The sequence below is a fragment of the Cytobacillus firmus genome (genome assembly GCF_023657595.1).
Lineage (GTDB): Bacteria > Bacillota > Bacilli > Bacillales > Cytobacillaceae > Cytobacillus > Cytobacillus firmus_B.
The window spans coordinates 401225-425617 of record NZ_CP098323.1 but is presented as its reverse complement, the minus strand read 5'-3'; the positions used below and the strand labels follow the sequence as shown (position 1 = coordinate 425617).

The 24393-nt window shown below is 43.3% G+C and carries 21 protein-coding genes; 10 read left to right on the top strand and 11 right to left on the bottom strand.

The window, feature by feature from the left end; all coding sequences use genetic code 11:
- Positions 1-7 precede the first annotated feature (7 nt).
- A complete protein-coding gene (locus tag NAF01_RS02170; protein ID WP_197212575.1) occupies positions 8-1150 on the top strand; it encodes a PP2C family protein-serine/threonine phosphatase in 1143 nt (380 codons plus the stop codon).
- 70 nt (positions 1151-1220) lie between these two features.
- Here the strand turns inward: NAF01_RS02170 and NAF01_RS02165 are convergent, their stop codons facing one another.
- The 5 genes from NAF01_RS02165 to NAF01_RS02145 form a co-directional block, all read right to left on the bottom strand.
- Positions 1221-2048 carry a CheR family methyltransferase gene (locus NAF01_RS02165; RefSeq protein ID WP_250801629.1) on the bottom strand — a complete coding sequence of 276 codons (828 nt, stop codon included), beginning with the start codon at positions 2046-2048 and terminating at the stop codon, positions 1221-1223.
- Between the two features lie 70 nt (positions 2049-2118).
- The gene (locus NAF01_RS02160) at positions 2119-4914 is read right to left on the bottom strand and encodes an ATP-binding protein (protein ID WP_250801628.1); all 2796 of its coding nucleotides are present in this window, start codon (positions 4912-4914) and stop codon (positions 2119-2121) included.
- A 424-nt stretch (positions 4915-5338) separates the two neighbouring features.
- Positions 5339-8086, bottom strand: a complete 2748-nt coding sequence (locus NAF01_RS02155) for a dynamin family protein (RefSeq protein ID WP_048009714.1) — start codon at positions 8084-8086, stop codon at positions 5339-5341.
- Between the two features lie 625 nt (positions 8087-8711).
- On the bottom strand, positions 8712-9914 hold the full coding sequence (locus NAF01_RS02150; protein WP_048009715.1) for an MFS transporter: 1203 nt from the start codon (positions 9912-9914) through the stop codon (positions 8712-8714).
- A 391-nt stretch (positions 9915-10305) separates the two neighbouring features.
- Entirely contained in the window at positions 10306-11070 is a 765-nt protein-coding gene (locus NAF01_RS02145; protein WP_197212582.1) for an alpha/beta hydrolase, read from the bottom strand.
- A 282-nt stretch (positions 11071-11352) separates the two neighbouring features.
- Here NAF01_RS02145 and NAF01_RS02140 point away from each other — a divergent pair, with 282 nt between their 5' ends.
- From NAF01_RS02140 to NAF01_RS02130, 3 genes are all read left to right on the top strand, one after another.
- On the top strand, positions 11353-13044 hold the full coding sequence (locus NAF01_RS02140) for a glutamine--tRNA ligase/YqeY domain fusion protein (protein ID WP_250801627.1): 1692 nt from the start codon (positions 11353-11355) through the stop codon (positions 13042-13044).
- Positions 13045-13168: 124 nt separating this feature from the next.
- Positions 13169-13519 carry an ASCH domain-containing protein gene (locus NAF01_RS02135; protein WP_061792697.1) on the top strand — a complete coding sequence of 117 codons (351 nt, stop codon included), beginning with the start codon at positions 13169-13171 and terminating at the stop codon, positions 13517-13519.
- A gap of 9 nt (positions 13520-13528) precedes the next feature.
- On the top strand, positions 13529-13975 hold the full coding sequence (locus NAF01_RS02130) for a hypothetical protein (protein ID WP_197204360.1): 447 nt from the start codon (positions 13529-13531) through the stop codon (positions 13973-13975).
- A 150-nt stretch (positions 13976-14125) separates the two neighbouring features.
- Here the strand turns inward: NAF01_RS02130 and NAF01_RS02125 are convergent, their stop codons facing one another.
- A complete protein-coding gene (locus tag NAF01_RS02125; RefSeq protein WP_250801626.1) occupies positions 14126-14851 on the bottom strand; it encodes a glycerophosphodiester phosphodiesterase in 726 nt (241 codons plus the stop codon).
- 197 nt (positions 14852-15048) lie between these two features.
- Between NAF01_RS02125 and NAF01_RS02120 the strand changes: the two genes are divergently transcribed.
- The 4 genes from NAF01_RS02120 to NAF01_RS02105 all read left to right on the top strand — a co-directional run bounded on the left by NAF01_RS02120 (position 15049) and on the right by NAF01_RS02105 (position 19028).
- Positions 15049-16500, top strand: a complete 1452-nt coding sequence (locus NAF01_RS02120; RefSeq protein ID WP_048009721.1) for a TerD family protein — start codon at positions 15049-15051, stop codon at positions 16498-16500.
- Between the two features lie 171 nt (positions 16501-16671).
- Positions 16672-17490, top strand: a complete 819-nt coding sequence (locus NAF01_RS02115) for an MBL fold metallo-hydrolase (protein WP_250802411.1) — start codon at positions 16672-16674, stop codon at positions 17488-17490.
- A 111-nt stretch (positions 17491-17601) separates the two neighbouring features.
- Positions 17602-17949: a hypothetical protein gene (locus NAF01_RS02110; RefSeq protein WP_048009723.1), complete on the top strand. Its 348-nt coding sequence runs from the start codon at positions 17602-17604 to the stop codon at positions 17947-17949.
- A 116-nt stretch (positions 17950-18065) separates the two neighbouring features.
- Positions 18066-19028 (top strand): D-2-hydroxyacid dehydrogenase, encoded by a 963-nt coding sequence (locus tag NAF01_RS02105; RefSeq protein ID WP_250801625.1) that lies wholly within the window; start codon positions 18066-18068, stop codon positions 19026-19028.
- A gap of 26 nt (positions 19029-19054) precedes the next feature.
- Here NAF01_RS02105 and NAF01_RS02100 read toward each other — a convergent pair whose 3' ends face one another.
- Positions 19055-19732 carry a DUF421 domain-containing protein gene (locus NAF01_RS02100; protein WP_250801624.1) on the bottom strand — a complete coding sequence of 226 codons (678 nt, stop codon included), beginning with the start codon at positions 19730-19732 and terminating at the stop codon, positions 19055-19057.
- A gap of 114 nt (positions 19733-19846) precedes the next feature.
- The gene (locus tag NAF01_RS02095; protein WP_250801623.1) at positions 19847-20770 is read right to left on the bottom strand and encodes a DMT family transporter; all 924 of its coding nucleotides are present in this window, start codon (positions 20768-20770) and stop codon (positions 19847-19849) included.
- A gap of 107 nt (positions 20771-20877) precedes the next feature.
- On the opposite strand from NAF01_RS02095, the gene NAF01_RS02090 reads away from it, so the two are divergent.
- The gene (locus NAF01_RS02090; RefSeq protein WP_250801622.1) at positions 20878-21501 is read left to right on the top strand and encodes a CBO0543 family protein; all 624 of its coding nucleotides are present in this window, start codon (positions 20878-20880) and stop codon (positions 21499-21501) included.
- A gap of 63 nt (positions 21502-21564) precedes the next feature.
- Entirely contained in the window at positions 21565-22248 is a 684-nt protein-coding gene (gene rpiA, locus NAF01_RS02085) for a ribose-5-phosphate isomerase RpiA (RefSeq protein ID WP_048009726.1), read from the top strand.
- Positions 22249-22285: 37 nt separating this feature from the next.
- Here rpiA and NAF01_RS02080 read toward each other — a convergent pair whose 3' ends face one another.
- Genes NAF01_RS02080 through NAF01_RS02070 form a run of 3 tightly spaced genes read right to left on the bottom strand, consistent with a single transcriptional unit; the run spans position 22286 to position 24358 of the window.
- A complete protein-coding gene (locus tag NAF01_RS02080) occupies positions 22286-22567 on the bottom strand; it encodes a cupin domain-containing protein (RefSeq protein ID WP_048009727.1) in 282 nt (93 codons plus the stop codon).
- Positions 22568-22595: 28 nt separating this feature from the next.
- Positions 22596-23885 (bottom strand): TRAP transporter large permease, encoded by a 1290-nt coding sequence (locus NAF01_RS02075; protein ID WP_197204368.1) that lies wholly within the window; start codon positions 23883-23885, stop codon positions 22596-22598.
- Positions 23882-24358 carry a TRAP transporter small permease gene (locus tag NAF01_RS02070; RefSeq protein ID WP_048009728.1) on the bottom strand — a complete coding sequence of 159 codons (477 nt, stop codon included), beginning with the start codon at positions 24356-24358 and terminating at the stop codon, positions 23882-23884. Before NAF01_RS02070 ends, NAF01_RS02075 begins: the two co-directional genes overlap by 4 nt.
- Positions 24359-24393: the final 35 nt, after the last annotated feature.

Sequence of the window (24393 nt, the reverse complement as noted above, 5' to 3'; positions counted from 1 at the left end):
AAAGTCTATGGGAATCCTAGTTGTGGACGATAATCAAGCCAACTTATTTGTTATTCAACATATATTAAAACGCGCCGGGTATAAAGAACATTTAACGTTTTCTTCTGCAAAGGATATGTTTCAGCATCTCCAGGGATATTCACCTTTTTCAGCTGATATAAAAGCAGACGTGATCCTGATGGATATAATGATGCCGGAGATGGATGGAATTGAAGCATGCCGCCGGCTTCAGCAGATTCCACATTTGAAGGATATCCCGGTGATTTTTGTAACTGCATTGGAGGACTCAAATAAAGTTGCAGAAGCTCTTGATGCGGGCGGGACCGATTATGTAATGAAGCCCATTAATAAGACGGAACTGCTTGCCCGCATTCGTGCTGCCTTAAGGCTTAAATATGAGAAGGACTGGCATAAGGAGCAGGAAAATAAAATCAGGAATGAATTGGATTTATCCATGCAGGTACAAACCAGCATGCTGAGCGAACCGATTTATCACGAACATACACTGTTAAAGGCTTCCTACCTGCCAGCCAACAAACTTGCAGGAGATATGTATTACTGGCACCAGATAGATGAACATCGCTATGCTGCCATACAGCTGGATATGATGGGCCACGGAATTTCAGCTTCTCTTGTATGTATGTTTATCTCTTCTGTTCTCAGAGATGCCATCAGAACATGCAGTGATCCTGAATACGTCATGAACGAACTAAATCGGTGGATGAATTCCCTAAACCAGCGCAATCAGCGAATTCCATACTATTTTACAGCTATTTACCTCGTTCTAAATAAAAAAGACAAAACAATCGAGTATGTAAACGCCGGACATCCAGCCGGATATGCACTTGTAGACAAAGATGAAATGTTCAGCTTATCAAGCAATATGTGTGCAGTGGGTTTTTTCGAAGATATTACGATACAAAAAGAAACTATTCCCTATACAGAGTCCATTCAGCTGCTCTTGTTTACAGACGGGGTGGAAGAAGCGGTAGAGCAGAATAATCTCAATCCATGTGAGTATCTTCAGCGCTTCGCATCCTTTCACTGGAATGCAGCCAGAACAGCAGAGCCAATCGATATGATACTGACTAAGCAGCAGCAGGCAAGCGCTGATGATGATATGTGTATTGTTCTTATTCAGGCAGATTAGGATGAATACATAATATTTCTTACATAAAAACAGAGTGCAGTCCCTCCAAAATAGGGACCGCACTCTGTTTTTATTTTACATGAGAAACCTTCCTGAAAATCTTTTCCTGCAGGTTGATTTCTTCGAATACAGGGTATTCCATCCGCAGCGCTTCCTTGCTGCCAAGCCCCAGAAATCCTCCCATGCTGAGGCTTTCATTAAAAAGATTAAAAACGTGGCTTTGCAGGTCTGTATTAAAATAGATCATCACATTGCGGCACATAATCACATGAAACTCATTAAAGGAGCCATCAGTCACCAGATTATGCTGGGCAAAAACCATTCGATCAAGCAGGGATGCATTCAAATAAGCCGCTTCACAATCGGTTGTGTAGTATTCAGAAAAGGATTTTTTTCCGCCTGCCATAATGTAGTTCTTTGTATAGAGCTGCATTTTTTGCAGAGGGATTATTCCGCTCTCTGCCTTTTTAAGCACCTTTTCATTGATGTCTGTGGCGTAAATCTTCGTTCGTTCCCCCAGCCCCTCTTCTTCCATCAAAATAGACATGGAGTAGGCTTCTTCCCCAGTCGAACAGCCTGCATGCCAAATTCTGATCTCCGGCAATTCTCTGAGCATCGGGACAACCTCATTTCGAAAAGCCTTAAAAAATGAAGGGTCCCGGAACATTTCTGTCACATTGATTGAAAAATCGCTCAGTACCTTTTGCAGGTACCCCTCTTCATGTATAACCTTTTCTGTGAGGCTTGTTATGCTGGGCAGCCGATCCCTGCTAAGACGAGCTTGAATTCTCCTGGCAATAGACGAGCGCATATATTGCCGGAAATCATATCCGGATAAACTATAAATGGCCTTTAAAAGCAATTCTATTTCTAATTCTTCCTTTTTCAATTCCTTCATTCCTCAACTTTCGAGAACAAAATAATATTAGCGATGTCCGTATGTTGTCCGGACTGGTCCTCCCTGCCATCTATGAAAGCCATACTCTCATAACGGACAGCAGCTGGTCCAGTTTTAAAGGCTTGCTGATATAATCCGTAGCACCCGCGTCCATGCACTTTTCCCTATCGCCTTTCATCGCCTTGGCAGTAAGGGCAATGATTGGAACATCCTGGTGCCTGTCCAGCCCGCGAAGCCTCTTCATGGTTTCATAACCATCCATAACCGGCATCATAATATCCATCAGAACAATATCAATCTGTTCTGTACCCATTATCAAATCGAGGCACTGCATCCCGTTTTCTGCTGTAAGGACATTCATGCCTTCTTTTTTCAAAGCATTTTTCAGCGCATAAATATTTCTGTGGTCATCATCTACAACAATGACCGTTTTGTCTTTAAGCTCCGTACCTGTATGCTGATGCTCTATTTCAGCATCTCCTTCAGCAGCTTGCGTTTCAGCTGCCTCAGACACTTCCGGAACAGGTTCAGCGGTTACAGCAGCTTCTTCGAAAGCCAGCGAACCGGCCTCTATTTCAGGCATTCCGTTTGGAAGATTCGGGATAACGAGTGTAAACCGGCTTCCTTTTCCTTCTTCACTCTCCACTTTGCAGATACCGCCGAGCAGCTGGGCAAATTCCTTGGAGATGGACAATCCCAGGCCCGTTCCGCCATATTTCCTCATTGTGGCGCCATCAGCCTGCTGGAAGGCTTCAAAAATCAGCTCCTGCTTCTCGGACGGAATGCCAATACCTGTGTCGAGCACTGTTATTTTCAGCCAGTCATTTGTATAGCTGGATAACGGCAAGCCAAAGAAATCGCCTTTTGAAGCTTTTTCAAACGTGACTGCTACTGAACCTTCTTCCGTAAACTTAAATGCATTTGAAAGGAGGTTTTTCACAATTTGCTGCAGACGCTGCTCATCGGTATTGAATACAGAAAGAACTTCTTCCGAAGAGCTTACAGTAAATTCAAGATTTTTATGCCTTGCCACCTGTGTAAAATGCTGTTTCAGACGCTGAGACATTTCTCCCATATTGACTTCCTCAAAGCTGATTTCCAGTTTCCCTACCTCTACTTTTGAAAGGTCGAGAATATCGTTAATGAGGGCAAGTAAATCCTGTCCAGATGTATGTATAACCTTGGAAAACTCTTTCTGCTCCTCAGTAAGGATTTGATCCGGGTCTTCTGCCAGCATTTCTGATAAAAGCAGGATGCTGTTAAGAGGCGTGCGCAGCTCGTGGGACATATTTGCCAGGAACTCTGATTTGTATTTTGAGCTTAGACCCAGCTGTTTTGCTTTTTCCTCCAGTTCTTCCTTGGCAGCCTGAAGTTCTTCGGATTTCATTTCAGCATCTCTTGAGCGCTCTTCAAGCTGCTCATTAATCATACGCAGCTCTTCGGATTGACTCTGCATTTCTTCAGATTGCGCCTGCAGCTCCTCAGACTGGGATTGCAGCTCTTCAGCCTGTGCCTGCAGTTCCTCTGTCTGTGCCTGGGATTCGGCCAGTAAGCGTTCAATCTCCATTCTTCCGGAAATATTCGTAATGGCTATTCCTAATGTTTCTATTACTTTTTCCAATAGTTTGATCTGAGCTTCAGTGAACGGCCTCAAACTCGCCAGTTCCAATACTGCCACTACCTCGTCCTTTAGCATAACGGGAGCCATCATGATGCTTTTCGGCCTGACATCTCCCAAACCAGTTGATAAGACTTTGTAATCCTCAGGAACATCCTCGAGGAAGATTGTTTTCTTATCCCTGACAGTTTGCCCTGCTAAACCTTCCCCCTCATAGAAAAAGTCTCTTCCTGCATCATCCGCTCCATCTGCATACGCAGCCTGCTTCTTAAATACAGGTTTGCTTCCGTTGTCATCTTTCACATAAATGACTCCAAGATCAGCTCCGGCGGCAGGTGCCAGCCTTGATATAAAATCATCTGCCAAATTGGCTATAGTCACATGCTGGCTATAGATGCTTACTAATGCAGCAGACTGGCTTTGGATCCAGTTTTGCTCACTGATTTCAGCCGAATAGCGCTGTTCTTTCACGTAATAATTCTCAAGGGAATCAGCCATAGAATTAAAGGCTTTCGCAATATTGCCGATTTCGTCATTGGATTCGACATTCAGCCTTGAAATGGAAGAAAGATCCTGATAATCAATATCCTTAATCCCTTTTGTAATTAAACTGATGGTTCTGCCTGTGCTTTTGATCACCCAAACCGTCACTCCAACGATTAAAACAATTGCTATTGCAACCGCAGCAACCAAAGTAGATACTAACTGGCTGTACGTGTCATTTGCACCATTCAGCGATTCCGCCATAAGGGATTCCTGATACTCTTTAAATTCAGCCAGCTTGTTCAGCAGTGCGTTTCGGTTTTCTCTCTCACTTCTGTATAGCGCTTCCAAAGAGTCCATATCACCATTACTCATTAATCCAATGAAGCTGTTTTGCATCTGGGCATATGATTCATATGCCTGCTCCACTTCTTTTAAAAGCAATTTGGATTTTTGTCTATTTAATTCTTGTTCTAAATTAAATATTCGGGTTTGTATCCCCTCATGGTTGGCTTTCACCAATTCAGCCGTCATGGCTGAATCGCTTGAGACTTTATCGGTGAGCACACTTAGCAGCTGCTGGTCTGTCTGGTAAAATAGCTGTCTGATCTCTGTAGCCTGATTTACCTTATAGTATCGATCCTCCACAATTTCCAGCATGTTTGCTTTCATTCCGTTTACCATAGACAGAATGACAAACATTAGAATAAACAAAAAAAATACGGTTAAGCCCAATCCCATCATTTGCTTTCTTTTAAAGCTCACCTGTTCTCTCCTTCTTTCCCCCGATTTTTCTTCATCATTTTTCTTTGCATGTTCATGCTTTATGAGATTAAGGTTTTAATAGACCAGCTTCTTTACCCTTATATGTTAGAGGTCAAACCTGTATTTCGCCTTTTTTATAAAAATTTTTGTTTTTAGCCTAAGTATTCAGCCCGTTGATTTCCGCTGCAGGCACTCAGCAAACCCGCGGTGCGGGCGGTGAGCCTCCTCGATGCTGTGCGTCTGTGGGGTCTCACCTGTCCTGTCCCGCTACTCCCGCAGACTTTGAATAAGCTTCCTTTAATAAACAACGCACGAAGAAAATGAATAGTATTTTCGAGGATCTCGCACCTTCCGCTCCAATCAACTCAGTGAAAAAAATAAGTTTTAAACATAAAAAAGAGGAAGGATTACTCCTTCCCAATGTTCAACGATATTCCTTAACTCTGTCCCCTGCTGAAGTCATCCATTCAAACTGGCGGAGCTTCAGGTCAAATAGTGTAAGAGGATCCTGGTAAATCTCTGGATTTTTGCGCATATCGCTTAATGCTTCTTTATTTTCCGCAATGTTCGTATATGTCTCTTCAACTGTATGATTCAATACGTCAAACGGATTTCTGAAGAACATCTTAATATCCCGCTCAAGCGATTTCTCGAAGAGTTCAAATTGCTGCATGAATTTATCGGTGATGAATTCTGCGATTTCGCTATAGTCTTCATGCTCAATGAACTGTTTATATTTATTATGGAGCATGGTTTTATTCTGCTGAATCGCCCCAAGCAGTTTTCCTGCACTCTTGAGCAGGAACTGCGATGGTGAAAAGCGGTTTAGAATATTGGCCTTTTCTAGCTGAACACTCCCGCGCGTCATCCGGTCAGCGTCGCGTCGCCAGTCATCCAGGACTCTGAAATCGCAGTCCAGCGCGATTTTCTCCTCGCTGTATAGCTCATTGAAGCCTTGGCTGATTTCATCCAAATATGCCTGGCTGCTTCTGAACTCTCCTTCACTTTCCGCAATCCAATCTTGTATGGAAACATGAAACTCCGGCAAAACCGTATCTTCAATATATTGATGTACCCGATTATTCATTTCATCATTAAGTTCAGTATGGATTTTTCCAAAATCACTGTCTTCTGTCACCATTTCTGAACAATTCCGAAGCAGTTCCGGAATCTGCTTCTCAAGATCCGCTCTCATTTCATCTTTAATCTTGCTGTACGATCTTTTAATCGTCCGGACCTTCTCTTCCTCCATATCCATCAGCTGATTCTTGGCACCCTTCAGTTTTGTCACCATCTCTTCATTCCATTTAATCGTATCAATCAAGCTGTTTTCCATCTCAACACGTTTTTCAAGCAGGAATTTGATGGATTTTTTTATATAGTAAAGAACCTTTGCTGTACGCTCTTCTTTCCGGTTCTGTCCATCGATCATCGACTTGATAAAGACGGCTAAATCATTGAGCTGGCTTTCGCTTTCATAATAGGCGGAGAAAGCAAACACCTTTGCTTTCGGGAAATAGGTATGAACACGGGACTGAGTTTCGTCAAGAAGCTCAATGGCATCCTGACTGTCCGGAATCCGATCCATTTTACTGAGAAGGAAATGAATAGGCAGTTCCGGAGCCTGCTCTCGCATTTTTACAGCAAGATCCAGCTCTTTATCTGTCAAAGGGGAATCCGCATTCAGGACAAATAGCATGCTGTCAGCGAAATGGAGGTATTGGAACACACCATTTCTGAACTTGCTCTGCCCCGCAAGACCCGGCGTATCTATGACAGCGAGTCTATTATTCTGTAAAAAGCTGAATGGCATCTTGCAGCGTATGAGCGTCTGCTGGCTTTTCTCTGCACTTTGCCTAAAATCCTCAAGATCAGAAATGCTTCTGACCTCCTCGTCCGTAATAGCATGGATTTCCGCTTCATCACTATCCTTGAACAGCACTGAAGCAGAGGTTGAATCCCCCATCAGCTCTTCACCGAGAAGAGTGTTCACAAAAGATGATTTTCCATTTGATGCTGCACCGGCAATCAGCAAGTGGCCGGAATCCAAATCAAGGAGCTCACGGACCATCCATTCAAATCGCTCACCCATCAGGACGCCTTTTTCCTTTGCCCATTTCATGATATTTTCGAAAAGCTTAAAGCTTTCCTCCAGACCTTCCTGATAACGGACAGAACGGTTCACAAGGCTTTCTGCTTCACTGACAGCAGAAGAATCAATATTGGATGGAAATATTTCGCTCCATGCCAGCACTGCCGATGCCGAAACAAGATAATGAGAAGGAGCAGCTATTTTCACCCAATTCGTTATGTGATTTGGAATCAGATGGGATAAGTCCCGGATTAAATGCTTCCCGCTGATCATTTCAAGATAAGTATCTTTATAAAGCTCCGAAAGCACGCTCCATGTATGTGAGCGTCCCGGCTCCATATTCAGGAGAAGATGATTATATTCTTTCAGCCATGAGAAATACAGGTCAGATTTCTTGTAGCTGTCCCACAGAGCGGCTGATAAACCTTCAAAGTGAGCCTGATCTGCACGGTATAACACCGAAAGCGCCTCACTGAAATAGTTCGGCTCCATTTTTGCTGTCCGCCCCTGTTCCACATACGAATGAAGAACTTCAAACCAGGATAGTGATTCCGTCCTTATTGCTTCATTGACAGCCAGCTCCACTGCATTTCCCCAATCACTGTGTTCTTCAAAGAACCCTCGTGCCAGATCGGTCACATCCGGATAATCCGGATTTAGCCGGACCGCCTCTTTAATGGATTCAACAGCCAATTCAAGCTTGCCGCGCTGTATGTAAAGTGAAAACAGCTGGAGGAGCACTTCGGTCTTTAACACCTCTGAATCTGTTTCAATCGATTTATAAAAGTCCTCTGCATTTGAAAGCAGATCTAATTCAAAATAGGCATCAGCCATATTTTTCTGAGCCCACGGCCCCAATTCATTCGGAATGCTTTCCCATTTAAAAATGGCCGCTTCATAATCCTTGTTAAGGAAATAGACTTCACCCTGGGCGAAGCGGATATTAGTTAAATCAGGCACCTCGTTCTGCTGCTCAGCCACATACAGTTCACCCAAAACCCTGATCGGATGCACATTTTCATTAGATTCCATGAAGGTCTTATAAAAGGTTTTGCTGATTAGCTTCTTCTCTAAAGTCATCTTGATCCCCCGCAGTGCTATTTTTAAAAGTCCGCCTAAAGGCGGCGTCTTTTAAAAGAATTTTATTGATCCAGCCTGCTGATTTCCTAATTTCATAGGGCTTTATCAGCATACTTTATAAGAAAAGCGGAAGGCGCCCGCCTATCGGCGACAAGCATAAGACGAGCCGGCTGAAAGGTTGTTCTTTAACCTTTTGGACGGATTGAAATAAATTTTGAGGCGACTGCCCAGGGACGACTAGCATAAGACGATCCCTGTAAGAAGGTGTTTTTTCCTTCTGGAAGGGAGCGGCTTATGACCTCGAGTCCCTAGGAGCCGAAACAAGACAAGCTTATGACCTCGAGCCGATGGCGCCTGGAGCTAGACAGTAATCTAACTTCAGAATTTACCTTCTTATCTTTTAAAAAAACGCATAATACGCCAATTTTCATCCTTTATCCTTATATTGTAGCAAAAATTTTTCTGCAAAAAATTTCATTTCTCTATCATTTTTGAAACATTGCTGTATTCCTGTGTAATATTTTTAATAGTTAGAATCAGCTTCTCTCTATTAATACCACCTCAAATCAAAATAAAAACTGGCAGACAGAAATATATATTCCTGCCTGCCAGTTTTCATTCTTCATTATGAGGCCTGCTGCGGCCGGGCGGCCCGGCGCCGTTTCCCATAGATGACTGTAACAGCCATGCCCAGAATCAGGAACACACTTGATATTTGGAAGAGCGCCGCCGTTTCCACAAACTGTGCAAGCACCCCAAATACAAGCCCGCTTAGTCCAATGCCAAGGTCGATGGAGGAGAAGAACATTCCATTTGCCACACCGCGCCGGTTGGATGGTGTCATGGATAACGTCCAGGACTGCAGAGTAGGAATCAATGAGCCAAAGCCAATTCCAAACAAGATTCCGCTAATGATAATAAACAAATTCGAATGAGCGAAGGAAAGTACCCACATTCCTATGAAAGTCAGGAACGTGCACAGCAGCACGAGCTCCATCGGCCCCCGCTGGTCAAACCACTTTCCGGCAACCGGCCTTGATAGCGATGCCATAATCGCATTAAACAGGTAGAATAGGAATATCTGATCAATGCCCCGCTCTTCGCCAAAAATAACGATGAACGTTACGATGGAGCCATATCCAAAGGTCACAAGTATTGTGATGAACGCAGGAAACCAGCTGGATTTTTCAACTAAAGAGCCCAGATAAGAGAATTTAAGATCTTCTTTCCTTGTTTTCATAACAGCCTCAGGCGTTTCGTAGCGGACAATGGCCAGGAGCACAATGGCAATCACCCCTAGTACGCTTGAGATATAAATAAGATTTGTAAAGGAAGTAATCTGATATAGATAGATTCCAAGACTTGGAGCAATGATCATTCCAATCGTAACGCTCAGGCCATAGTAACCCATTCCCTCTCCGAGCCTGGAATTAGGCACTACATCTACAGCCGCTGTCCCATTCACAGTAGTTGACCAGCCCCATGCAAGGCCATGAATGAATCGGAACAACAGAAAAATCATCACCACGCTTGAAAGCGGATAAATAATGGTTATTGCCAAAAGCGCTGCTGCACCAATCAGTACCAGCTGCTTTCTTGCTTTATATTCCAGCATGAATCCGATGAAAGGCCTGCTCAAAACGGCTCCAATCGAAAACAGTGCCGTTACCAGCCCAATTTCAAGACCAGTCGCCCCAATGGACTTTATATATGGAGGCAATGTTGGAATCAGCATCTGAAACGACATAAAAACAAACAAATTCCCAACCATCAGCATAATGAAAGACTTTGACCATAAAGTCTCTTTTGCAGCCTTTTCCAAGTGCATCCCTCTTTCATCTATTAAAGAAAATGATAACGTGAAACTTCAATCAGTGGGGGTTTTCCTTATCCCCCACTGATTGTTAGTTGAGGCCCACAGGAAGTGGGTCACAAAGACGTTGCCACAGGACGTGGCGTTCTTAGTCTTTGTTCTTCTTTTCGGGCCTTTACGGGCAGTTTGACCCCCGCTTATCCTCCTTGGATTCCTCTGAGCCTTGAAGTGGGGGTCTTACTGCCCGTTAGACTGCGATTAATTATTTCGCATCACTAAATGCTACCATAACTGGCTGCAAAAAGGAACGGGAATTTGCATCAGATCAAGGCATACAAAAACTATTGGGACAATGAAAATATCCTTTTAAAGTCCAAAAAAAAGGAGCCTGGGTAAGCTCCCCTCATCACCCCTGAAGGCTGCTTGTTTCCAGTGCCCTCTGCAGAAAATGCAGTGTTCTATCTATAATGATATCCTGATCGTTATCCAGCGTTGCTACATGATAGCTGTTGTCCAGGGTGACTAATTCCTTGGCAGCTGATTTAATGCCGCTGTATATTTCCTGTGAATTGGAAGGAGGAACTACATGATCTTCTTTTGAGACAAAAATCAGCGCAGGACAAGTCACTTTCCCTAAATCGGCTTTCACCTTCTTCATTAGTTCCGTTATTTGACCAAGCGATTTTACCGGTGTCTTTTCATAGGCAAGCTCTTTTATATCAGGGTTTTTTATGTCTGAACCAATTGCATCAAGGAAACGGACATCCTCCAGGCTGGCTGCTGCCGCCATATCAGGAATCTCAACTGCTGCATTAATCGGGATAATCCCCTTAATCTCCGGATATTTCTCGGCCATATACAATGTCAGGGTGCCGCCCATTGACAGACCTGTAACGAATATCGTACTGCAGCGCTCTTTCAGCCACCGATAACCTTCTTCAACAGAATGAATCCAGTCCTGATAGGTCGTTGTTTCCATTTCTTCATAATGAGTGCCATGTCCCCTCAGGCGTGGACCGCAGACCGTATATCCAGCATTTGCATAAGCTTCCCCTATCGGACGCATACTTTGAGTTGAACCGGTAAAGCCATGAGAAACCAGAATCCCAATCTCATTACCTTCAAAATAAAAAGGTTCTGCTCCTTCTAAAACCGGATACTTTACAGACATGTTCCTTCCTCCATTCAATAGATTTTTTCTTATTAAGAGATATTCTTTTCACATCCCTCTATCCCTCCTCTTTTGAAAGTATTTAACATTTTTGTAAAACTTCGCATCCAGCATTGAGAAAAACTTTTTTTCCACCATCGCCTTGTTTATAATAGAAAGAATGAATAAAGAGTATTGCCTAATAAACGACAGCAACACAGCTAAGGGAAGTTTCGCTTTATTTTCCTTCCCGATATAATTAAAATAAGTACTAACTACATAAACAGAAAGGCTGATACCGGTTTGGAAAACAATTCAAATTTTATACGAACGATTATTAAAGAGGATCTGGAGTCGGGAAAGCGCAAAGATGTCATTACCCGTTTCCCGCCTGAGCCGAACGGTTATCTTCATATCGGACATGCCAAATCGATTGTCATCAACTTCGGCCTGGCAGACGACTTTAACGGCAAGACGAATCTTCGTTTTGATGACACGAACCCGCTTAAGGAAGATCAGGAATATGTGGATGCCATTAAAGAAGATGTTAAATGGCTTGGCTACGAGTGGGAGGAGCTTCATTTTGCTTCAAATTACTTCGAAGAAATGTATAACCGCGCTGTTCTTTTAATTAAGAAAGGAAAAGCTTATGTGGATGATTTAAGCCAGGAAGAGATCCGCCAATACCGCGGAACACTGACAGAGCCTGGAAAAGAAAGTCCATACCGCAGCCGTTCAGCAGAAGAGAATCTGGATTTATTTGAACGCATGCGCAAAGGCGAATTCGAAAACGGAGCAAAGGTTCTTAGAGCGAAGATTGACATGTCTTCACCGAACGTAAACTTGCGTGATCCGGTTATCTATCGTGTTTCACATGCAACTCACCATAATACAGGTGATACATGGTGCATCTACCCGATGTATGCTTTTGCCCACCCGCTTGAAGATGCAATTGAAGGGGTTACCCATTCCTTATGCACAACTGAATTTGAAGACCAGCGCCCGCTATATAACTGGGTTGTCTCAGAGTGTGAAATGGAAAGCACACCACAGCAAATCGAGTTTGGCCGCCTGAATATTACTAATACAGTAATGAGTAAAAGAAAATTAAAGCAGCTTGTAGAAGAAAATTATGTTGATGGCTGGGATGACCCGCGGATGCCGACGATTTCCGGTTTAAGACGCAAGGGCTACACTCCGGAAGCAATCCGCGAGTTCGTAAAAGAAACGGGTGTTTCAAAAGGCTCAGGTGTAGTGGATGAAGCGATGCTTGAGCATTTTGTGCGCGAAGACCTGAAAATGAAGGCTCCCCGCACAATGGGTGTACTTCGTCCGTTAAAGGTTGTAATTACGAACTACCCGGAAGATCAGACTGAAATGCTTGATGCAGAAATCAATCCGGAGAACCCGGAAATGGGCATGCGCCAAATTCCATTCTCAAGGGAGATTTATGTAGAGCAGGACGACTTCATGGAAGATCCGCCGAAAAAATATTTCCGCCTCTTCCCTGGCAATGAAGTCCGCTTAAAGCATGCTTATTTCATCAAGTGCAACGATGTCATTAAGGATGAGAATGGCAATGTTGTGGAACTTCATTGCACATATGACCCTGAAACAAAGAGCGGATCAGGCTTTACCGGCCGAAAGGTAAAGGGGACTCTTCACTGGGTGGATGCCAAGAGTGCCATTCCGGCTGAATTCCGTTTGTACGAGCCATTGATTCTTGACGAAGATGCCGATCGGAATGCTGAGGCAGATACGGATGAGGCTCTTGAAAACGAAGCAGAAGGCAAAACGTTCCTTGACTACGTGAATCCGAATTCGCTTGAAATTGTTCATGGTTTCATCGAGCCAAATATGAATGATGTAAAAGCCCAGGATAAGTTCCAATTCTTCCGCCATGGCTATTTCAATGCAGACCCAAAATATACGACAGCAGAAAAACCTGTCTTTAACAGGATTGTTTCACTGAAGAGTTCATTTAAATTGAAATAGGCATTAAGCTTGAGGGATTCTTTCCCCAGGCTTTTTTACCCGTAAAACATTTCATAAACTGCCTTTCCGCAGGAAAGTATGGTAAGGTACTAAAAGTAAGCATTTACATAAGGAGGAATAGATTATGTCAAATCAGCATGACCCAAATACATTACCGCCGAAAACATGTTCAGTAGACCGCATGGTTACCGTTAAAGAGGACGTTGAAAAGGTTCTTGCAGGAAAGAAAACAGCTACACGCCGCAACGGCCGCTATGCTGATGTGGGAGAAATCATGACACTTGAGGGACAGGACTTTGTTGTAGATAAAGTTTATTCACAATCCCTTGGTGAGTTAACAGACGAGCATGCCCGCCAGGAAGGCTTCGAAAATTTGGAAGACTACAAGCAATCCATCCTTTCCATGCATCCGGGAATGCCTTGGCTTCCGCAAATGCGTGTATGGGTTCATGAATTCAGCGCAGTGACGAAGTAATCTGCCGGAATGGACATATTGTACCGAATACTGCTGTATATCCATGTCAGCAGTGCCATTCTTTCTGTTGGACCATTTTTTATTCTGATCCCAATCGTCAATAAATTGGGAACGGCTCATCCCGGGGTCCAGCAGGCATATATCGGCATCTTCAGGACGTCCGTGCGCCTTGTCAAGCATGCAGGACATGTACTTGTAGGCTCGGGTATCCTTTTAATCGTGAACAGCCACTGGGCCTGGACGACATCTTGGATCGTCGCTACCCTGGCAGTCATGGGAGGCTCAGTCTTTTTTCTCGCCCGGGCCTTCACTCCCGTCCTGAGGAAATTTGATGAGCCAGGAGCAGATCAGCATTTCCTAATCAGAAAGCTTACACGCTCCGTCTGGATCTATCTTTTTCTGTTAATGCTCATGCTCTGGTTCATGGTAGCCAAGCCGGTGCTTTGGCAGGTATAAAAAACAAGCGCTCATGATGTGCGCTTGTTTTTTTATGAATGGATAAATTCATTTTGCCGCGGTTTGATGCAGTTTATTTTACTTTTGCTGGAGAAGCGGTGTCTTATGTGGATGCGTGGATAATCAGAATTTCCACATCCAACAAAATCATTATTTCAAAAACCTTTCCGGAAAATCAGTCATAATCACTTCTACTCCGGCATTAGTTAAAAATTCGCTGCGGGTTTCATCATTTACGGTATATACCCGCAGCGGAAACCCTGCTTCCATTGCTCTCCTTCCAAGCTCGGATAGGGCAAACCTCTCTTGACAATGAATACTGTCTGCACCGATAGTTTTCGCCATTTCAAGTGCATTTTCAGGAATGCCTTCAATCAAATAACCCGTCTGTATCGTTAAATGGCAGTCCCGGACTCTCCTCAGGCTCTCCGCATTGAAGGATGAGATAATGACGCGCTGTTCCAACCCATACTTAAAGATAAGGTCAATCACCTTTTTTTCCATCCCTGGATAGTCAATCAAATCATTTTTCAATTCAATATTGATCAGCAGTTCGTTGCCCTCCATCACTGCCCATTTTAAGAATTTCTCCAAATCGGGGATTGTTTCTCCGGCGTTAACTTCCGCAAACCAGCTCCCGGCATCAAGCTGCAGGATTTCTTCAAAGGTCATGTCCTTAATATAACCGGTTCCGCCTGTCGTTCTGTCCACTTTTTCGTCATGAATGATTACAAGCATACCATCCTTCGCCATCTGCACATCCAATTCAATGCCATCTGCTCCTGCCTCCAAAGCAGCCTGGAATGCGGCCATCGTGTTTTCCGGAAAATGCCCGCTGACACCGCGATGCGCAAATACTTTCGCTCTTTTATTCAATTTATCTCCTCCTATGACAAAAACATCATCATTAATATTCTATTCTACGGCCGGCATCAAAATCATTTTTTCAACCTTAGAATAGCTAAGTTTCACTTCGCATTAGATTCCATTATAATGAAAACTATGAAACTTCTTTCTTTCCAGTACGTATAACAAATTATCCATACATAAAAACGAATTTAGGAGTGAAATCTGTGGGAGTTCGATTGAGCAAGGGACAAAAAGTAGATTTGACCAAAACCAATCCTGGTTTGCAGGTTGTGATGGCAGGATTGGGCTGGGATGTCAGCCACAATCAATCTCAATATGACCTGGATGCTTCAGCATTTTTAACAGGCGCATCCGGCAAAGTGCAAAGTGACAGTGACTTTGTGTTTTATAATAATCCATCCGGCGGAAACGGATCGATTCTCTACAGCAGTGATAACAGAACGGGAGCTGGCACCGGGGATGATGAGCAAATCCGCATCGAGTTGAATAAGGTGCCGCAGCATATCCATCGAATTGCGTTTACTATCACCATTCATGATGCCCAGATGAAGGGACAGAACTTCGGACAAGTTTCAAATGCCTATGTAAGAATTTTTAATGCCATGACGAACGAGGAGCTGCTCCGCTTCGACCTTGGCCGTGACTTTACTGTTGAAACAGCCATCGTCGCTGCAGAGCTTTACCGCCACAATGGCGAGTGGAAATTCAATGCCATTGCAAGCGGATTTCAGGGAGGATTAGCTGCCCTCTGCCGCAATTTCGGTGTTTCCGTAGATGATGAACCTGCTCCAAGTCAACAGCCGTCATTCGGGCATGGCCAATTTCAGCAGCAGGCAAATTACGGACAGCAGTCTCATGGATTCAGTCCACAGCAAATCCAGCATTCTCAATCAGGCCACAGCCCGTCTTCTTTTGGCCAGCCTGCCTACAATCAGACTGCATATAGCACGCCTCCTTCCCAGCCTTCTGCGATGGGCGGCCAAACAGGTTTTGGACAGCCGGTACAGGCTCAATCCTATACAGATGGGAATATTGCCTGCACCCGGTGCGGATCCACTAACATCCGCACCGGCCAAAAGGGATTTGGCCTTGGAAAAGCAGCAATCGGAGGACTCATCCTTGGCCCTGTAGGACTTCTTGGCGGCTTTATTGGTAAAAATCAGCTGAAGCTCACCTGTAATGCCTGCGGTAATTCATGGTCACCTAACCAGACAGATTACGCTCAGTGGGCCAATGACCAAAAGCGCCGCGCACAGGAGCTGTTCACCCGATTCAAGAGCCAGGATGTCATGGACGCCGTTGTAGCTTCATGCGCTCTTGTCGGCATGGCAGATGGCAGGCTTGATCCATCTGAACGCCAAAAGATGATCGAATTTGTAAACAGCAGCCAGGAATTAAAAGTGTTTGATACCCAAAAGGTGATACAGCAATTCAATATGTTCGTCCAGCGGATTGAGATGGACCCGATCATCGGCCGGGCTGAAGCCTTCAAAGCAGTTGGCCGGGTAAGAAATAAGCCTGAGATCGCCCGCCTCGTAGCCCGTTATTGCATCGCGATCGGTTATGCTGATGGGAACTTTGATCAAAATGAAAAACAGGCTGTTACAGAAATCTGCATGGAACTCGGATTAAACCCTCATGAATTTCTATCTTAATTTTCCAAAGCTCTGCCATTATGCGGCAGAGCTTTTTTTGCATATATTCCCTCCTCCTCCTGAATATGCCGCATACAAAAGTCACATGCGGGTATACTCAAAAAGATAAGGGGTCTGTTATTTTTAAAGGAGGTAATATTTTTGAAGGAAAGTTCATCAACTGAACGCTATATGCCCATGACTTCCTCCACGAGCGGAATGATTGTAAACGAAGCGGATGGAGTTTACTGCCTGACAGTTCAGATTGTCAATGTTTGTTTTGTGCGAATATCAGAAAAGCCCGGCGACTGGGTTCTGGTTGACGCAGGCATGCCAAAATCTGCAGAGAAAATCATGGATGCCGCCGAAGAACTTTTTGGAGAGAACGCCAGACCGAAAGCCATTATTCTTACACATGGCCACTTTGACCATGTTGGTGCAATTATTAATTTGGTTGAGCGCTGGCAGGTTCCTGTATACGCACACACACTGGAAATGCCATTTTTAACAGGTCAGCAGGATTACCCAAAACCTGACGCGAGTGTTGAAGGCGGACTTGTCGCAAAGATGTCCCCCACTTTTCCGCATGAAGGCATCGATCTCGGAACCCATGTTCAGTCCTATCCTGAAGACGGAAATGTTCCCCATATGGAAGGATGGAAATGGATCCACACACCAGGTCATACCCCTGGCCATGTTTCCTTGTTCAGGGAGTCGGATCGTGTGCTGATTGCAGGTGATGCTTTCGTAACTGTGAAACAGGAATCCTTATACAGTGTCCTCACCCAGGAACAGGAAATCAGCGGCCCGCCCCGCTATCTGACGACAGATTGGGATGCGGCCAGGATATCCGTACAGAAACTTGAAGCCCTTCAGCCGGATGTTGCCATCACAGGACACGGCATTCCCATGGCTGCCGCTGTATTAAGGGAAAGCCTCACCAGACTTGTAAATGATTTTGATGAAATTGCCGTTCCAGACCACGGAAAATATGTAGACGGGGAACGCTAGAAAAAAAGCAAGGTCCAGCATAATGACTGGATCTTGCTTTTTTGATGTTTAAAACACTCAAATAAAGGAAGAGTATAAAAAACGAATTTTAATAGTTCAGGAGGTTCATATATGCATCTTGAAAACTTTACAGGTCAAAAGATCCAAATAAAATTCAAGAACTTTCCAAATGATCTCGTCGGCTCCATTACAGGCATTTTTCAGCCCGATGAGTGGTATCTTGTTAAACTGATCAAAACAGAAAGCATGGGAATTTGGGTTGAGAACCCTTGCTTCAAGCGAACAATGGTACAAAAAGAAGACGGTACCAACATCCCGGAAGAACAGCAAAAGGAAGAAGATTGTGTCACCCATTTTCTGATCCGCTGGGATTACATCAGCTCTGTCATTACCTTCCCGGATAAGACGACGCTTGGTGTCGATAAGAAAGCCAAATTAATAGGTTTTCAGCCCTCTTAATAGATAGATCATCCCCCGGTGCCTTACACCCGGGGGATATTTTATTAGAAAAGTTCTCCTTTATAGACTATGATATATTTACCGACTTTTCAAAAAAATAAAATGGAGGCACACACATGACAAAAAGAACCTGTATCATTACCCATGATCTGGAACCCTCACAGCTAAAAAAAATAAAAGAAATCATTCCCGATTGGGAGCTCATTTCCGGCAAGGATTCCGCAAACTGGCAAAATGAAATGAAAAAAGCCGAAGTCATCGCCGGCTGGAAAAAGGAACTTAAAGAGATGGTCCTTGACGGAGACAGCAAACTCCGCTGGTTCCAGTCCTGGAGTGCAGGTGTCGATTCCCTCCCCCTGGCAGAAATGGAATTACAGGACATCCAGATTACGAGCGCTAATGGCGTACATGCCAACCCTATTTCTGAAACCATTTTCGCTCTCATGCTCGGGCTTACCCGCAAAATCCATACATATGTGAAAAATCAGCAAGCTAAAGTATGGCACCATTCCGGACTAAAGCTCGAAATACATAATAAAACCATCGGCCTGATTGGCACAGGAGCCATCGGAAAAGAAACGGCCAGGATTGCCAAAGCATTCGGCATGAAGGTGATTGGAGTCCGTCACTCCGGAAAACCTGAAGAGTATTTTGATGAAATGTATACGTCCGGACAGCTGAACGATGTGCTTCCGCAATGTGACTATGTTGTGGTCACCCTTCCGCTTACACAGGAAACCCAACAGCTATTCGGATCCGAACAGTTTGCTCTCATGAAGGATTCTTCCTTCTTTATCAATATCGGCCGGGGTGAAATTGTAAAGGAAAGAGATTTGATCGACGCACTGCAGAACGGCGTGATTGCCGGTGCAGGGCTTGATGTATTTGAAAAAGAACCGCTTTCTGAAGACAGCACGCTGTGGGAGCTTGATAATGTCATCGTTACTCCGCACACAGCCGGATCAACGGAATACTATACCAGACGTGTAATTGAAGATATATTTATTCCCAATTTAAAAGAATATATAAACAGAGGTATACCAGGCATTAATCTTGTTGATTATAAAAAGGGATATTAATAGAGAGAGCCTTGCAGATGCAAGGCTCATTTTTTATAAGCTACAATATAAAACCCTTCTTCTTCCGACCATTCCGCACAGAATATTTCTTTGATATTATGATAGCCTTCGGTTTTAATGGATTCCCTCAGCCACTTTCCATCTTTACCCAATAATGTCAAGCCGTCTTCCACTACTTCTCCTTCATCAATCAGTAAAATGGAAGGATTCTTTTCCTTTACCTCAAGTTTCATCATTTCAGGAGTGACAGGCTCTCCTTTTTGATATTTCATTACGCTTAAGCCCCCATTGGTTTCAAGATAAGCATATTTGACTTCGTTCATGCTGAATACTCCTTTCTGGCGCAGCATCGTCCTAAGCTGTTCCATCTCAAGATGATTTTTCTCCATCTCTTTTACATCCAGCTTGCCTTCCTTGACCAGGATCGACTCTCTGCCTTTTAAAATCCTTCTGAATATATTTTTCTTTTTTGCCAGAATTTCAATGATATAAATAAATGCTCCCCATAATAGAGCCGAATAGATAACTTGAAGCGCCGTTACTTTCTCATCATAAATCGTTTCCTCAATGATCCCTCCAAGAACAACCGCATAGACAAAGTCAAAGGGGGTTACCTGTGAAAGCTCCTTCTTTCCAAGAATACGGGTTACCGCTAACAGCATTACCAGCCCCACAGCCATCTTTACTGTTATAGATAAATACATCCATGCTCCTCCTCTCTCTATAGCCCCTCTATTCCCTTTAGCGGCCTTTGAATACACCTTTTCCCCAATTCCACTTTTTGCAAAAAAAAGAGATCTCTATGTCGAGAGATCACTTTACATATACTGGCTATTCTCTTTTCTCCGCTTTCTGAAAACTAAATCCTCCAATGCTCCAGATCCTGAAAGAACACCTCCCACAATAAGAACCAGTCCAAGCAAGTGGTTGATGGTAATGACTTCACCAAGGATCAGCGCCGAGCCTGCCAATGAGAAAAAGGTATTCAGGTTCAAAAAAATACTGGCTTCTGCCGGCCCGATATTGCGGATGGCAGTGTTATAAACCATATGGCCGACAGCTGTTGCCAACACGGCAGATGCGGCAAATGCAGCCCAAACATAGGCTGGGGCTTCTGATATGCCCTTAAGTCCCCCAGGTTCCATCACGCTCGCCATAACAAACAGGATCACTCCTCCAAAAACCAGCATATAGCCTGTCAGCAATCGCGGATCCAGCGTTTTCGAGGCCTTGCTAATCACAATGAAACTAAGAGCCTGTGCAAGAATGGACAAAAACACAAAGAAATCGCCCGGAGTTAAGCTCGATATCCCTTTACTACCTGAAAGAACAATAAAAGTCACGCCTGCACCGCCAAGCAGAAAACCAAGCACCTGAATGCCTGTAGGCTTGTGGCGCAGCAGAATGGAAGACAATATAGCTGTCAAGAGAGGACCCGCACCTAATATAAGCCCTCCATTCACTGCACTTGTCCCCGTTAGTCCTATAGCCAGAAGAAAATGGTGGCTGACAACACTCAGAAAACCGCCAAAAACAATGTACGAGATTTCCCTTACGCTCGGCTTCCTCACTTTTCCCATTATGCCTAATATTAAAAACACCGTTATGCCTGCAGTTAATATTCGCAGAGAAGTAATCGAAACCGGAGGAAAATAACTGACAAGAATTTTTATTATGCTGACATTCAATCCCCACAAAGCCATGATGGAAGTGAGGAGAATGTATGTTTTTATGTTCTTCACACCGATCCTTCTTTCCAAAAAATCCAAATTATTAATTTGTATCATTTTATCATATTTCATATAGGAATATGTCTATTTAAAGCTTTAAAAAGGGAAAGTGAACGGGCATGAAAAACACTCTTCTGGACAAAATAACCATCAGCAGAATGAAGGGAGAGATCTGTTTGTCACCCGCTCAAGATAAATTCTTCCACAAACTCGTTGCTATTCAAGGTGATCTGACCCGGCAGGGGATTGAATACTGGCAGCAATACTCCCACCTCGGCACATGGCAGTTTTGGACTGTCACATGTCTGCTCATCCTGCCCCTGATGCTTGTATACTTTAAAATTGACCGAAAGCTCATTTTTCACATCGGCTTTTTCGGATTTGCTGTTCATGTCCTTTTTTCATATGTGGATGCAGCGGGAATCCGCTTCGGTTTGTGGGCCTACCCTTATCAGCTGATCCCGTTCATACCCAGCTTGTCATTAGATGCAGCCATTATCCCTGTCACTATTATGCTCGTATATCAATGGACTTTAAAAAACAATAAAAATTACTACCTTTATGCTCTTTTAACTGCATTGGCTTTCGGATTTGGCTTTAAGCCCTTGCTTGTCGCACACGGTTTATTCCAAAAGTATAAATGGGTTAATTATATTTATATATTTCTTATTTACATTACCTTATTCCTGCTGGCATACTGGCTTACCAGAGTTTTTCGATGGATGAACAAAAAGGGTGCATGATAAAGTAATCGCATCACTTCATTTGGTATAATATAACCACTAATATGTGGGGTGAATACTTGGATGAATTTTAAAGATTTGCAGAAGAAAGCAGCCGGGGAAAAAGCGGCCGACTTTGTAGAAGACGGTATGATTATTGGATTAGGTTCAGGCTCTACAGTGTATTGGTTTTTAAAAAGGCTCGGTGAGTTAGTTAATGCTGGTCTAACAGTTAAAGGAGTTCCCTCTTCTCTTAGAACGGAGGGGTGGGCAAGGGAATTTAATATCCCGCTGGCAGACTTTTCCGAAACCCAAATCCTTGATTTGGCCATTGATGGAGCAGATGAGGTTGACCCTGAATTTAATTTAACAAAAGGGGGTGGGGGATCGCTTTTGAGGGAAAAAATTGTAGACGCCAACGCAAAAAAACTTATCATCATCGTAGATGAATCCAAATTAGTGCAACAACTAGGCAAATTCCCCCTTCCTGTAGAAATTGTACCTTTCGGCTGGGAACTAACCACTAAGAGAATTACAGAATTAGGAGCGATACCACAGCTAAGGGTAAACGACGGAGAAGTCTTTGTATCGAATAACGGAAATTACATATTAGATTGCCAATTCGAGCGGATACCAAATCCAAAAGAGCTTCATAAACAATTAAAACAAATCACAGGTGTTGTCGAGACCGGGCTTTTTATTGAAATGACAGATTTAGTGCTAGTCGGCAGGACCGATAAAGTAGAAGCTCTCAATCGGATGGAATAATACAGAAAAGGAGAGGGTTAATCCTCTCCTTTCTGTTCTAACTTGATATCAAGTCTTTTCTTATTGGAGTAAAAATATCCAGGATAATACATTCTTCTATCACCTTTACCTTATGCTCAACATTAGATGGAATGTATTGAATATCTCCTTTAGAAAGGATTCTTTTTACTCCCCTTACTTCGAATTCCACTTTTCCTTTTTCAATATAACTAATCTGTTCTTCAGGGTGCTGGTCAATATCACCTGTAAATCCTTCTGCTAGTTCTACTTTTACAGCCATCAGTGAACCGTCACTGTTTAAAACTTCTCGTTTTACCATGATGTCTTCCTTTCTATACAAAATTTCCCTAAAATAATCCTGGGTTAATTAACTTAGGCACAAAGAATGCGATATCCGGGAAAAAGGCCACAAATATCAGTACAGCTAATACAATTAAAATATATGGAATTACAGCTGTTAAGGATCTTTCGATGCTAAGATTACCAATTTTCGCAGCCAATAATAAGCATAATCCGTATGGTGGCGTTACAAGTCCAATTGCCAAAGTCATAACCACTATAAGGCCCAAATGGACAGGGTCCATGCCAAACTGAGTGGCAGTCGGCAGGATGACCGGAACGAATAGGATCATGGCTGGAATGGCATCCATAAATGTCCCCACAAATAGGAAGAATGCAATGATAATTAAGATGAATACCCATTTCGCCCCGACATTATTAACGAAGAAGTCTTGAGCCATTGTTGATAATTGATAATAACTCATAAGTTCTCCGAGCGCACTTGCAGCAGCAAGGGCAAATAAAGAAAGGGAACTTAACGCTAAAGTATCCATAAGTATTTTGGGCAAGTCTGACAGCTTTAAAGTTTTATAGAAAAACATGCTGATTAATAACGTATAAAGAGACGCCACAGCCGCAGCTTCAGTTGCTGTGAAGAACCCTGATATAATTCCTCCGATGATAATAATCGGGGTAATTAAGGCAGGAACTGTCTCATACACCAGCTTTAAAAATTGCTGGACAGTTGCTCTATCAGACCTCGGATAACCCTTTTTCAAAGCCATAATATACACGAAAAGCATCATGCCTAACCCTACTAAAATTCCTGGGACAATTCCACCTAAGAATAGAGCTCCAACAGAGGCATTCGTTAAACCCGCAAAGATAATCATCGGAATACTTGGAGGAATGATTACACCAATCGTGGATGATGCAGCAGTAACACCTACTGCCGTTTCCGTGTCATATCCTTGCTTTTTCATATTAGGAATAAGGATCTTCCCTACTCCTGCTGTATCTGCCTGAGCGGCACCTGACACACCCGCAAAGATCATGGACACCAGAATGTTGGCATGTGCAAGCCCGCCTCGGATATGCCCAACAACGGCAAGGGAAAGGTCGATTAGCTTCTGTGAAATTTTACCGCTATTCATTAAGTTTGCTGCCAGGATAAACAAAGGAACGGCAAGCAAAACAAATGAATCGATTCCATTTAGCATTTTCATCGGAACGGTTACTTCGGGTATATATGGAACACTAAATATTCCAAGAAGGGCTACAATCCCTATGACAAAAGCAATTGGAACCCCTATAAGCATAAGGATCAAGAATAATCCTACTAGAATAACGCCAATCATATGTTAGCCTCCCTTCCCTTAAGCTGTTTAAAGTTATTGATCAGGTGGTTAATGGAGTAAATGGACATTGTTAGTCCCATGATCGGTATAGAAATCCAAACATAGCCCATTTTCATAGCCGGAAGGGATGCCCAGTTATAATTCCAGAAATTCTTTACAGCTTCAATTCCGTAATAGAAAAGAGCTAAAGCAAACAACAATACAATAACATCAATAACAATCAAAAGTCCTGCCTTGGATTTGCCCTGAAGCTTTTGTTCTAAAAAGTCAAAGCTAAAATGTTCCTTTTTATTCACCATGACAGAAGCACCCATAAAGACTGACCATATAAATGAATAATTGGCTACTTCCTCTGTCCATATAATCGGTATTCCCAAGTGCCTTGTGACGATTTGAATCATAATCGCAATAAAAAATATCGATAAGCTTATCACGCCGATGGCCATTTGTATCTTCTCAAGAATCTTAATCATGCTTATCGTCTTCCCTCCTATTAAGGATTAAAGGG